12 protein-coding genes are annotated in these 12,615 nt (G+C 61.3%); all 12 read left to right on the top strand.

Features of this window, described 5'->3' with window-relative positions; all coding sequences use genetic code 11:
• Window positions 1-12 precede the first annotated feature (12 nt).
• The 12 genes from ABDZ98_RS10695 to nuoN are packed head-to-tail and all read left to right on the top strand — an operon-like array spanning window position 13 to window position 12,614.
• Window positions 13-339, top strand: coding sequence for a nuclear transport factor 2 family protein (locus tag ABDZ98_RS10695; protein WP_343808941.1), 327 nt, complete (start codon window positions 13-15; stop codon window positions 337-339).
• A complete protein-coding gene (locus ABDZ98_RS10690) occupies window positions 339-1,007 on the top strand; it encodes a complex I 24 kDa subunit family protein (protein ID WP_343807505.1) in 669 nt (222 codons plus the stop codon). The genes ABDZ98_RS10695 and ABDZ98_RS10690 overlap by 1 nt, the downstream gene beginning before the upstream one ends.
• Window positions 1,007-2,299, top strand: coding sequence for an NADH-quinone oxidoreductase subunit NuoF (gene nuoF / locus ABDZ98_RS10685; protein ID WP_343807502.1), 1,293 nt, complete (start codon window positions 1,007-1,009; stop codon window positions 2,297-2,299). The genes ABDZ98_RS10690 and nuoF overlap by 1 nt, the downstream gene beginning before the upstream one ends.
• The gene (locus ABDZ98_RS10680; RefSeq protein ID WP_343807499.1) at window positions 2,296-3,096 is read left to right on the top strand and encodes a hypothetical protein; all 801 of its coding nucleotides are present in this window, start codon (window positions 2,296-2,298) and stop codon (window positions 3,094-3,096) included. The genes nuoF and ABDZ98_RS10680 overlap by 4 nt, the downstream gene beginning before the upstream one ends.
• Window positions 3,096-5,135 (top strand): NADH-quinone oxidoreductase subunit NuoG, encoded by a 2,040-nt coding sequence (nuoG, locus tag ABDZ98_RS10675; protein WP_343807497.1) that lies wholly within the window; start codon window positions 3,096-3,098, stop codon window positions 5,133-5,135. The genes ABDZ98_RS10680 and nuoG overlap by 1 nt, the downstream gene beginning before the upstream one ends.
• A complete protein-coding gene (nuoH, locus tag ABDZ98_RS10670) occupies window positions 5,132-6,178 on the top strand; it encodes an NADH-quinone oxidoreductase subunit NuoH (RefSeq protein WP_343807494.1) in 1,047 nt (348 codons plus the stop codon). Before nuoG ends, nuoH begins: the two co-directional genes overlap by 4 nt.
• Window positions 6,175-6,663, top strand: coding sequence for an NADH-quinone oxidoreductase subunit NuoI (gene nuoI / locus ABDZ98_RS10665; protein WP_343807491.1), 489 nt, complete (start codon window positions 6,175-6,177; stop codon window positions 6,661-6,663). The genes nuoH and nuoI overlap by 4 nt, the downstream gene beginning before the upstream one ends.
• Before the next feature lie 26 nt (window positions 6,664-6,689).
• Complete coding sequence (locus tag ABDZ98_RS10660) at window positions 6,690-7,310, top strand: NADH-quinone oxidoreductase subunit J (protein ID WP_343807488.1); 621 nt, start codon at window positions 6,690-6,692, stop codon at window positions 7,308-7,310.
• The gene (gene nuoK / locus ABDZ98_RS10655) at window positions 7,307-7,612 is read left to right on the top strand and encodes an NADH-quinone oxidoreductase subunit NuoK (RefSeq protein WP_343807485.1); all 306 of its coding nucleotides are present in this window, start codon (window positions 7,307-7,309) and stop codon (window positions 7,610-7,612) included. Before ABDZ98_RS10660 ends, nuoK begins: the two co-directional genes overlap by 4 nt.
• A 3-nt stretch (window positions 7,613-7,615) precedes the next feature.
• Window positions 7,616-9,619, top strand: coding sequence for an NADH-quinone oxidoreductase subunit L (gene nuoL, locus ABDZ98_RS10650; RefSeq protein WP_343807483.1), 2,004 nt, complete (start codon window positions 7,616-7,618; stop codon window positions 9,617-9,619).
• The gene (locus ABDZ98_RS10645) at window positions 9,619-11,151 is read left to right on the top strand and encodes an NADH-quinone oxidoreductase subunit M (RefSeq protein ID WP_343807480.1); all 1,533 of its coding nucleotides are present in this window, start codon (window positions 9,619-9,621) and stop codon (window positions 11,149-11,151) included. The genes nuoL and ABDZ98_RS10645 overlap by 1 nt, the downstream gene beginning before the upstream one ends.
• Window positions 11,151-12,614, top strand: a complete 1,464-nt coding sequence (nuoN, locus tag ABDZ98_RS10640; RefSeq protein ID WP_343807477.1) for an NADH-quinone oxidoreductase subunit NuoN — start codon at window positions 11,151-11,153, stop codon at window positions 12,612-12,614. Before ABDZ98_RS10645 ends, nuoN begins: the two co-directional genes overlap by 1 nt.
• The last annotated feature ends 1 nt before the right edge of the window (window position 12,615 follow it).

Raw genomic sequence — 12,615 nt, 5'->3', positions numbered from 1 at the left:
AAGCCTGGTGACATGCTGGCCATCGCCCAGCAGATGATCGCGCATTACAACGCGCAGGACGCTGACGCCTATGTCGCGCTGATGACCGCCGACGCCTGCGAAGCGGGTTATCGCGGCGATGTGGTGCGCGCAGGCCAGCAGGGCACGCGTGACGGCCTGACAAAGATGTTCGCCGAATTCCCCGAGAACCGCGCAGAAGTGCTGTGGGAGCGGGAATTGGGAAATCATGTCGTGTTTCACGAGCGCGTGTGGCGCTCCGCCGCCGCCGAACCGTTCGACGTGGTGGCGATCTATTCTTTCGAGGGCGACAAGTGCTCTCGCGTGGAGTTTGTTCGCTAATGGCCGCTCGCAGCATCGCCCCCGATACGCCCGAATTGCGCGCGCGCTGGGGCAGTTTCAACTGGACCGATGAAAACGCTGAGAAGGCGAAGAAGTTCGTCGCCTCCTATCCTGAAGGCCGCCAGCGCTCTGCGGTGATGCCGCTGCTCGATCTGGCGCAGCGTCAGGTTGGGGCAGAGACCAATACGCAAGGCTGGCTGCCGATTCCGGTGATGGAATATATCGCCGACTATCTGGATATGCCGGTGATCCGCGTGCTCGAAGTCGCGACATTCTACACCATGTACAACCTCGTGCCGGTTGGCCGCTTCCACGTGCAGGTATGCGGCACTACGCCGTGCATGCTGCGCGGGAGCGATGACATCATGGCCGCCTGCAAGAAGCGCGGAATGAGCAAGGGCCACACTACCGAGGATGGCCTGTGGACGCTGACCGAGGTCGAATGCATGGGCAATTGCGCCACCGCGCCGATGGTCCAGATCAATGACGACAATTACGAGGACCTGACGACCGAACGGCTCGATGCGGTGCTCGATGCGCTGGCTGCCGGGCAGACGCCCAAGGCCGGAACGCAGGAGCCGGGCCGCCACACGTCCGAACCTGCCGGTGCGCTCAGCTCGCTCAAGGAAATGGTCAGCGAAAACCATGATTACCGGGGGGATTGGTGATGCTTGCTGACAAGGACCGCATCTTCACCAATCTCTATGGCTTCCAGGACTGGGGCCTGAAAGCGGCTGAGAAGCGCGGCGACTGGGATGATACCAAGGCGCTGATGGCGCGTGGCCAGGACGAGATTATCGAGGAAATCAAGGCTTCCGGCCTGCGCGGGCGCGGCGGGGCCGGTTTCCCCACCGGCATGAAGTGGTCCTTCATGCCCAAGGAAAGCAAGGATGGCCGTCCGTCCTTTCTGGTGATCAACGCCGACGAGTCCGAGCCGGGCTCGTGCAAGGACCGGGAGATTATCCGCCACGATCCGCACAAGCTGATCGAAGGTGCGCTGGTGGCCGGTTTCGCCATGCGTGCACGTGCCGCCTACATCTATATTCGCGGCGAATATATCCGCGAAGCGCAGACGCTGCAGGCCGCGATTGACGAAGCCTATGCCTCCGGCCTGATCGGCAAGAATGCCAGCCAGTCCGGCTATGACTTCGACGTGTTCATGCACCGCGGCGCGGGCGCCTATATCTGCGGTGAAGAAACCGCGATGATCGAAAGCCTTGAAGGCAAGAAGGGCCAGCCGCGCCTGAAGCCGCCTTTCCCGGCAGGCGCAGGTCTTTATGGTTGCCCGACCACGGTCAACAATGTCGAGAGTATCGCGGTGGTGCCCACCATCCTGCGGCGCGGCGCCAGCTGGTTCTCCAGCTTCGGGCGTGAAGGCAACAAGGGCACCAAGCTGTTCCAGATCAGCGGGCATGTGAACAAGCCCTGCGTGGTCGAGGAAGCGATGAGCATCACCTTCGAGGAGCTGATCGAGAAGCATTGCGGCGGCATTCGCGGCGGGTGGGACAATCTGCTGGCGGTGATCCCCGGCGGCTCGTCAGTGCCGCTGGTCCCGGCAGAACAGATCCGCCATGCTCTGATGGACTTTGACGGGCTGAAGGAACTGGGTTCCGGCCTTGGCACCGCGGGCGTCATCGTGATGGACAAGTCCACCGATATCGTGCGCGCGATCAGCCGCCTGTCCTATTTCTACAAGCATGAAAGCTGCGGCCAGTGCACGCCCTGCCGCGAAGGCACGGGCTGGATGTGGCGCGTGATGACGCGGCTTGAAACCGGCAATGCCGATCTGGAAGAGATCGACATGCTGTATCAGGTCACCAAGCAGGTAGAAGGTCACACCATCTGCGCGCTGGGCGATGCCGCCGCATGGCCTATCCAGGGTCTGCTCAAGCATTTCCGTCCCGAGATTGAGCGCCGGATTGCCGAGCATGGCGCAGCGATGCAGGAGGCTGCGGAATGAGGGCAGTCTTCGCAATCTTCGCCGCCGCCGCAATGGCTTGCGCTACGTTCGTCCTGTCCGCTCCCGCAGCGGCGCAGAGCAATAATGACGATTACACGCCGCTCAATTCGCGCATCAAGCGGGACCGGGCCTTCCCGCTGATCCCGCCCGCCAGCTGGACAGCCGGGCGCAACAGCGAGGTCAATCGCCGCCGTGGCCGCGATATGGAAGAGCAGTTCAGCCGCTGCGTCTTCACCCGCTCCAGGGAAGATTCCTACGAACTGTTGAACAAGACCGATTTCGGTTTCGTCAACTGGGACCAGATCGGCATGAACGCCCGTGACGGGGCCGAGAATTTCAACTTCCAGTACTGCCTTTCGCGCGTCGCCCGCACCCAGCAGAGCGGCGTCTACATGACATGGAATGCGGAATCGCTGCGCCGCTGGCTGATCCGCGCTTCCTATTTTGACCGTCACGACGATGGCCCGGACTGGATCGTGCCCGGCAATGTGGTGACAGAGCGGACCTATCCGCTTTCCGAACGCTATTTGCAGGTGCGCACGGCGATGGCGCTGGCGGACTGCATCGTGGGCAATGATCCGTACACGGCCGACCTCTATTACCGCACTGTTCCGGCCTCTGATGATGAGCTGGCAGTGTTGCAGACGCTGGTCCCCGCGATCGGCCCGTGCATCCCCGAAGGCCAGGAATTCGAGCTTGAGCCGTTCGCCATGCGCGTGTGGCTGGGCGAAGCCCTGTGGCATGCCTCCACCAATAATGGCCCGGCACCGGCCGAACCCTCGCAGGATACGCAGTAATGCCCAAAGTCACCGTAGACGGCATCGAAATCGAAGTTCCCGCTGGCGCCACCGTGCTGCAGGCGTGTGAGCTGGCGGGCAAGGAAATCCCGCGTTTCTGCTATCACGAGCGCCTCAGCATCGCGGGCAACTGCCGCATGTGCCTGGTGGAAGTGAAGCCAGGACCGCCCAAGCCGCAGGCCAGCTGCGCGCTGCCCGCCACCGAAGGGCAGGAAATCCGCACCGACAGCCAGATGGTCAAGACCGCGCGCGAAGGCGTGATGGAATTCCTGCTGATCAACCACCCGCTCGATTGCCCGATCTGCGATCAGGGCGGTGAGTGCGACCTGCAGGACCAGTCGGTTGCCTATGGCCGCGGCGCCTCGCGCTATCACGAGAACAAGCGCGCGGTGACAGAGAAATACATGGGCCCGCTGATCAAGACGATCATGACCCGCTGCATCCATTGCACCCGCTGCGTCCGCTTCAGCGAAGAAGTGGCGGGCGTGGACGAGATCGGCGCGCTCTATCGCGGCGAGGACATGCAGATCACCACCTATCTGGAACATGCGGCCAAGCACGAGCTTTCGGCCAATGTGATCGATCTGTGCCCGGTCGGCGCGCTCACCAGCGGGCCCTATGCCTATGAGGCGCGCCCGTGGGAGCTGAAGAAGACGCTGGGCATCGACGTGTCCGATGCGATGGGCAGCAACATCCGTATCGACAGCCGGGGCAGGGAAGTGCTCCGCGCCCTCCCGCGCATCAATGACGATGTGAATGAGGAATGGATTTCGGACAAGGCGCGCTACCAGGTCGATGGCCTGATGCGCCGCCGTCTGGACAAGGTGTGGATCAGGAAGCCCAAGGGATCTCAGGGCAAACTGGTCGAGGCAGATTGGGACGAGGCGTTCAAGAAGATCGCCGCCGCCAGGCCGGGCAAGGACATCGCCGCCATCGCCGGGGACCTGCTCGATTGCGAGACCATGTTTGCCGCCAAGGCGCTGCTCAGGGCGAGCGGTTCCAGCCTGATCGAAAGCCGCCAGACGGGCATGGCCTATGACGTATCCAGCCTGGCTGCGGTCAATTTCAACACCGGCTTTGCTGCCATCGAGAACGCCGATGCGGTGCTGATCGTGGGAAGCCATGTGCGCTGGGAAGCGCCGCTGGTGAATGTGCGCCTGCGCAAGGCCGTGAAGCGCGGGGCCAAGGTGTTTGTGGTCGGTCCGGAATGGGAAACGACCTACCCCGCCGAATTCCTGGGCGAAGATATCTCCGTCCTCGGCAATCTGCCCGGTCACGTGACCGATGCGCTGAAGAACGCCAAGCGGCCTGCCGTCATCATCGGTGGCGGCGGTCTGGTGGCCGGTGGACATGCTGCGGCGCTGAAAATCGCGCATGATTTCAACATGGTGCGTGATCTTGAGGATGGCAGCAGCTGGAACGGCTTCAACGTGCTGCATTTCTCCGCTGCTCGCATGGGCGCGCTGATGCTGGGCTTCGGGCAGAAGGGCGGCATCAGGGATATCGTCGCAGCCAAGCCCAAGGTGGTGCTGGCGCTGGGCGCGGACGAGGTGGACTTCACGCAGTTCCCCGATGCGCTGAAGGTCTATATCGGCCATCACGGTGACAAGGGCGCACACGCGGCAGACATCATCCTGCCCGCCGCCGCCTATACCGAAAAGCCCGGAATCTATGTGAACACCGAGGGCCGCGTACAGATGGCGGACAAGGCCATCTTCGCACCCGGTGATGCACGCGAGGACTGGAGCATATTGCGCGCTCTGGCCGATGCGCTGAAGGTGAACGTTGGCTTTGACAGCTTCCACGCCCTTCGCGCGGCGATGACGGCGGAAGTGCCGGCACTGGCCAATGAAGGCGAAATTGCCGATTACGGCGCGCTGCCCGCTTCGGTGGCGGGTGATGCCAGCCCATCGGGCGCGATCGCCTATCCGATCAAGGATTTCTACCTCACCAACCCGATTGCCCGCGCCAGCGTGGTGATGCAGCGCTGTTCGAATGAACTGCTGCACGGCGGTGAACTGGCGGAGGCTGCGGAATGACCGAATTCTTCCAGAACCTCGGCATGACCTATGAATGGGCGTGGTTTGTCGCGACCATTGCCGGCATCCTGCTGATTGCCCTGCCGCTGATGCTGGGCGTGGCGATGATCATCTATATGGACCGCAAGGTCTGGGCGGCGATCAATCTGCGGCGCGGACCCAATGTGGTCGGCCCGTTCGGCCTGCTGCAAAGCTTTGCCGATGGTCTGAAGGTGTTCCTGCAGGAAACCATCGTTCCCAGCGCCTCCAACAAGGTGCTGTTCCTGCTCGCGCCGATCCTGACATTCACCGTGGCATTGCTGAGCTGGGCGGTGATCCCGTTCAGCGCGGAAATGGTGCTGGCCAATATCAATGTCGGCCTGCTGTATATTTTCGCGGTCAGTTCGCTGGGTGTGTACGGCGTGGTGATTTCGGGCTGGGCGTCGAATTCCAAATATCCGTTCTTCTCCGCCATGCGCGCCTCTGCGCAGATGATTTCCTATGAAGTCTCCATCGGCTTCATCATCGTGTGCGTGGTGCTGTGGGCGGGCACGTTCAATCTGAATGACATCATTCTGGCGCAAAAGGGCCACGGCCTGGGCATCGTGAACGCCTTTGTCTTCAATCCGCTGCTGTTCCCGGTGTGGGTGATGTTCTTCATCTCCGGCCTGGCAGAAACCAGCCGCGTGCCCTTCGATCTGACCGAGGCGGAGAGTGAGCTGGTCGCCGGTTACCAGACCGAATATTCATCGATGAGTTTCGCGCTGTTCTGGCTGGGTGAATATGCCAACATCCTGCTGATGTGTGCATTGAACGCCATCCTGTTCTTCGGTGGCTGGCTGCCGCCGATCGACTGGGCGCCGCTGTATTATGTTCCCGGCATCGTGTGGCTGCTGCTGAAGATCCTGTTCTTCTTCTTCATGTTCAGCTGGGTGATGGCGACCGTACCGCGCTACCGTTATGACCAGCTGATGCGCCTTGGCTGGAAGATATTCCTGCCGCTGAGCCTGTTCTTCGTTTTCATCGTATCGGGCTATCTGATGGCCTCGGGACATTTCTCATGAGTACCGTCGCGCACCTGATCAAGAGCTTCACCCTGTGGGAATTCCTCAAGGCGCACATGCTGACCTTGAAGTACTTCTTCAAGCCGAAGGTGACGATCAACTATCCGTTCGAGAAGAACCCGCTGTCGCCGCGATTCCGCGGTGAGCATGCGCTGCGCCGCTATCCCAATGGCGAGGAGCGCTGCATCGCCTGCAAGTTGTGCGAGGCTGTGTGTCCGGCGCAGGCGATCACCATTGAGAGCGAACCGCGCGATGACGGCAGCCGCCGCACCACGCGCTATGACATCGACATGACCAAGTGCATCTATTGCGGATTTTGCCAGGAGGCATGCCCGGTGGATGCAGTGGTCGAGGGGCCGAACTTCGAATATGCGACCGAAACGCGCGAGGAACTGCTCTATGACAAGGCAAAACTGCTGGCGAACGGGGACAAGTGGGAGCGGGCGATTGCCGCGAACCTTGAAGCCGATGCGCCCTATCGTTAAGCGCGCGGGCAATTGAACGGGACCTCATGATTCACACCCTAGCCTTCTATCTGTTTGCGGCCATGGTAATCGCCTCGGGCGCGCTCGTGGTGCTGTCACGCAACCCGGTCCATTCGGTGCTTTGGCTGATCCTGGCCTTTTTCAACGCTGCCGGCCTGATGATCCTTGTGGGGGCGGAGCTGATCGCCATGCTGCTGGTGATTGTCTACGTCGGCGCAGTCGCGGTGCTGTTCCTGTTCGTGGTGATGATGCTCAACATCGATTTTGCCGAGCTGCGCGCCGGTTTCGTCAAGAATGCGCCGCTGGGTGTGGCCGTTGCGGTCATCCTGCTGGCAGAGCTGGTGCTGGGCATCGGCGCTTACCGTGTCGGTGCCATGCCGCTGGGCACGCCCGATGGTGCTGCCGCGCCCCTGCTGGGTGAAAGCAATATCGAGAATATCGGTGCGCTGCTTTACAGCCGCTATCTGTTCCTGTTCGAAACGGCAGGCATCATCCTGCTGGTGGCCATGATCGGCGCCATCGTGCTGACCCACCGTGAAAGCCGTGCCGCACGCGGACATCAGAACATTTCCAAACAGAACTCGCGCCGACCAGAGGACGCGACCGTCAACGCCAGCCCCGAAGTGGGCAAGGGGATCGAACTGTGATCGGTATCGAACACTATCTCGTCGTCAGCTCTATCCTGTTCGTGCTCGGCGTTCTGGGGATTTTCCTCAATCGCAAGAATGTGATCGTGATCCTGATGGCGATCGAGCTGATCCTGCTGTCGGTAAACATCAATATGGTGGCTTTCAGCGCCTTTCTGGGTGATCTCACCGGTCAGATCTTCGCCATGTTCGTGCTCACCGTGGCCGCCGCAGAAGCGGCCATCGGCTTGGCGATCCTGGTCATCTACTTCCGTCGCCGGGGCACTATCGCCGTCGATGATGTCAACCGGATGAAGGGATAGACCTTGAACCCGATCCTCATCATCGTCTTCGCGCCGTTGCTGGCAGCGATCGTCGCGGGCCTTGGCAATCGCGCCATCGGCAATGTCCCGGCCAAGCTGGTGACGACTGCGGGCCTGTTTATCGCCTGCGGTTTCAGCTGGCCGATCTTCATCGGCTTCATCAACGGCAGTGAGACCGTGCAGGTCGTGCCCGTGCTCGAATGGGTGCGCTCCGGCACGATGACCTTCGACTGGGCGCTGCGCGTCGATACGCTGACGGCGGTGATGCTGGTGGTGATCACCACCGTCTCCGCGCTCGTCCACCTGTATAGCTGGGGCTATATGGACGAGGACCCGGATCAGCCGCGCTTTTTCGCCTATCTGTCGCTGTTCACCTTCGCCATGCTGATGCTGGTGACGGCCGATAATCTGGTGCAGATGTTCTTTGGCTGGGAAGGCGTGGGCCTGGCGTCCTATCTGCTGATCGGTTTCTGGTTCAAGAAACCGTCCGCCAGTGCCGCCGCGATCAAGGCCTTTGTGGTCAACCGCGTGGGTGACCTTGGCTTCATGCTGGGTATTTTTGGCACTTTCCTGGTGTTCCAGACCACGTCGATCCCTGAAATCCTCGCGGCTTCTCCCGCCATGCAGGGTGTATCGCACATCACCTTCATGGGCATGCGCATGGATACGATGACGATCCTGTGCCTGCTGCTGTTCATTGGCGCGATGGGCAAGTCCGCGCAGCTGGGCCTGCACACGTGGCTGCCCGATGCGATGGAAGGGCCAACGCCCGTTTCCGCGCTGATCCACGCTGCCACCATGGTGACCGCAGGCGTGTTCATGGTGTGCCGCCTGTCGCCGATGTTTGAAGCCGCTCCGGTGGCGCTGGGCGTCGTGACATTCGTGGGCGCGGCGACCTGCCTGTTCGCCGCAACGGTCGGCACCACCCAGTGGGATATCAAGCGGGTGATCGCCTATTCCACCTGCTCACAGCTGGGCTACATGTTCTTTGCTGCGGGCGTGGGCGCTTATGGCGCGGCGATGTTCCACCTGTTTACGCACGCCTTCTTCAAGGCGCTGCTGTTCCTTGGTGCGGGCAGCGTGATCCACGCCATGCATCATGAGCAGGACATGCGCTATTACGGCGGCCTGCGTAAGGCTATCCCGTTCACGTTCTGGGGCATGATGGCCGGCACTCTGGCGATCACCGGCGTGGGTATTTACTGGTTGCATGCAGGCTTTGCCGGCTTCCATTCCAAGGACGCGATCCTCGAGGCGGCCTTCGCATCGGGCACCGAAATGGGCAATGCGGCCTTCTGGATCGGTGCTTTTGCCGCCCTGCTGACCAGCTTCTACAGCTGGCGCCTGATGTTCCTCACCTTCTGGGGCAAACCGCGCTGGATTGAGAGCGAGCATATCCAGCATTCGGTCCACAAGACGCCAGAGCAGGCGGGTGAGGACACCACCGGCGGCTATCATCCGCATGAGAGCCCCTATTCGATGCTCGTCCCGCTGGCCGTTCTGTCGCTGGGCGCGGTCTTCGCCGGTTTCGTATTCTACGGTGCATTCCTCGATTCAGCGGCGTTCTGGAACGGATCGATCGCCTATGACGAACACTTCATGCACTCGCTGCATGACGAGGCCGTGGTGCCGTTGTGGGTGAAACTCTCGGCCACAATCGCCATGCTGATTGGCCTGCTGGTCGCCTGGTACGCCTATATCCGCAAGCCGACCGTGCCTGCGGCTGTGGCTGAGCAGCTGGGTCCGGTTTACCGCTTCCTGTTCAACAAGTGGTATTTTGACGAGTTGTACAACTTCATTTTCGTGAAGCCTGCCTTCTGGCTGGGCCGCCTGTTCTGGAAGGTCTGGGACGAGGGCATCATTGACCGGTTCGGTCCCAATGGCGCGGCGCTCGTGGTGTCGGAAGGCTCGCTTCTGGCGAAGAAGGTGCAGTCCGGCTATCTGTATAGCTATGCGCTGATCATGCTCATCGGCCTTGTCGCCGCGATTACCTGGGTGATGTTCTGATGGGCGGTTTCCCGATCCTTTCCGTCATGCTGCTGGTGCCTTTGCTGGGTGCGGCCGCATGCCTGCTCGTGGCTGCAAATCAGGCGCGCCTGATCGCGCTGGGTGCCACGCTGGTTAATCTGGCGCTGGGTATCATGCTGTGGGCCAATTTCGATATTGGCGGCGCGCAGTGGCAGTTCACCGAAAGCGCGGATCTGTTCGCGGGCTTCCAGTGGGCGCTGGGCATTGATGGCATCGCGCTGATGCTGATCATGCTCTCGGTGTTCCTGATGCCGGTGTGCATCGGTGCCAGCTGGACTTCGATCACCAAGCGCGTGGGCGAATACATGGCCGCCTTCCTGTTCATGGAAGTGCTGATGATCGGCACGTTCGCGGCGCAGGACCTGTTCCTGTTCTACATCTTCTTCGAAGCCGGCCTGATCCCGATGTACCTGATCATCGGCATCTGGGGCGGCGATAACCGCATCTACGCCAGCTATAAGTTCTTCCTTTATACGCTGCTCGGCTCGGTACTGATGTTCATCGCCATGCTGTGGATGGCGAAAGAGGCTGGCACATCGTCGATCCCGGCGCTGATGCAGTATGATTTCCCCGCTGGCGCACAAACGTGGCTGTGGCTGGCCTTCTTCGCCAGTTTCGCGGTGAAGATGCCGATGTGGCCGGTGCACACCTGGCTTCCCGATGCCCACGTGCAGGCACCCACGGCAGGCTCCGTCATCCTGGCTGGCGTGCTGCTCAAGCTGGGCGGATATGGCTTCATCCGCTTCAGCCTGCCGATGTTCCCGGAAGCATCCGCGCAGTTCGCCTGGCTGATCTTCGCGCTGTCGATGGTGGCGGTGGTCGTCACCAGCCTGATCGCTCTGGTCCAGCATGATATGAAAAAGCTGATCGCCTATAGCTCGGTCGCGCATATGGCGATCGTGACGGTGGGCCTGTTCGCCTTCAACGTGCAGGGCCTTGAAGGCGCGATGATCGTCATGCTCTCGCACGGTCTGGTTTCCGGCGCGTTGTTCCTGTGCGTCGGCGTGATTTATGACCGGCTGCACACGCGTGAGATCGCCCGGTACGGCGGTCTGGCAATCAACATGCCGCGCTATGCGGTGCTGTTCCTGCTGTTCACCATGGCCAGCATCGGCCTGCCGGGCACCAGTGGCTTTGTCGGCGAATTCCTCAGCCTGGCAGGCATTTACCAGATTTCCAGCGTGGTCGCCTTTGTCTGCACCACCGGCATCATCCTGGGCGCAGCCTACATGCTCTATCTTTATCGCCGGGTGGCCTTTGGCGATCAGGTGAACGCTGATGCGGCTGCCATGCCAGACCTGAACCATCGCGAATTGTGGCTGCTGGCCCCGATCGCTGCCGTGGTGCTGTGGATGGGCGTCTATCCCGAAAGCTTCCTTGCCCCGATGCGCAGCGATATCGCCGCGCTCGATGCACGGCTCGCGCGTGCCGCACCTGCGGGCGACGCACATCTTGAAATTGGTGAGGCGGCACCTGCCGCACAGGAAGAAGCGCATGGGGGAGCGCACTGATGGAACTGACTAATTCCCTCGCGCTCGTCATTCCGGAACTGGTTCTGTCGGTTTCGGGCCTGCTGCTGCTGCTGATCGCGGCATGGGGCGGGAATGAGGCCAGCAAGCCTGTCTCCATCGCCGCTTGCGTGGCGCTGGGCGGGGCATTCTTCCTTGTTGCCCCCACCGTGTGTGCGGGCGCTTCCGGCCCCGATACGCTGGCATTCTTCGGCCAGTTCCGCGCCGATGCCTTTGCCGGCCTGGCCAAGCTGATGATCTTTGCCGCTGCTGGTGCCACTCTGGTGGTTGCGCCCAATTACTTTGACCGGCTCAAGGCCATGCGCCCTGAATTCGCTATTCTGGTGCTGTTCGCTGCCCTTGGCATGAGCATCATGGTCTCCGCCGCAGACCTTCTGACGTTGTATATCGGGCTCGAGCTCAACAGCCTGTCCGCCTATGTGCTGGCCGCTTACCTGCGTGATAATGATCGCTCTGCCGAGGCTGGCCTCAAGTATTTCGTGCTGGGCGCGCTCGCCAGCGGCATATTGCTGTTCGGTATGAGCCTGACCTACGGCTTCACCGGATCGACCAGCTTTGAAGGCATTCGTGTCGCCATGGCAGGCGGGCTTTCGGGCGGCATGTTGTTCGGCCTGATCTTCATGCTGACGGGCCTTGCCTTCAAGATCAGCGCCGTGCCCTTCCACATGTGGACGCCCGACGTGTACGAAGGCGCACCGACGCCGGTCACCGCCTTCTTTGCCAGTGCTCCCAAGGTCGCCGCCGTTGCGCTCACCGCGCGCGTTTCGCTCGAAGCATTCGGCAATCAGGTTGAGGCGTGGCAGCAGGTGGTGATCTTCGCCGCGCTTGCCTCCATCGTGGTGGGTGCCCTTGGCGCCATCGGCCAGAAGAACATCAAGCGCCTGCTGGCGTTCTCGTCGATCAACAATGTCGGCTTTATTCTGGTCGGCCTGGCCGCTGCCAATGTGGCGGGTGCCAGCGCGATGATTACCTATCTCGCCATCTATGTCGCCACCACCGTGGGCAGTTTCGTGGCCGTGCTGATGATGCGCGATGCAGACGGACAGCCGGTAGAGGACATTGCCGATCTGGCAGGGCTTTCCACCACCCGCCCGGCGCTGGCGTGGTGCCTGCTGGTGATCATGTTCAGCCTGGCGGGTATTCCGCCCATGCTCGGCTTTTGGGGCAAGTTCGTGGTCTTCCAGGCTGCGGTAGAGGCCAACCTGATGCCGCTGGCCGCGATCGGTATCGCCGCCAGCGTGATCGGTGCGTTCTACTACATCAAGATCATCAAGATCATGTTCTTCGATGAAGCTGCGGACAAGGTCGTGGGCGATATCCCGGTGTCGCACTGGGTGCTGCTGGCGATCTGCACGGCCATTATCTCGCCGCTCGGCTATCTGCTGACAGGCTGGTTCGGTGCGCTGGCAGACATGGCAGCGGCATCGCTGTTCCTCACAGTCTGAT

This window comes from Alteraurantiacibacter aestuarii (assembly GCF_039523595.1).
In the GTDB taxonomy this organism is placed as follows: domain Bacteria; phylum Pseudomonadota; class Alphaproteobacteria; order Sphingomonadales; family Sphingomonadaceae; genus Alteraurantiacibacter; species Alteraurantiacibacter aestuarii.
Note: the sequence above shows the minus strand (reverse complement) of the source record. Positions and strands in the feature narration are given on the sequence as shown.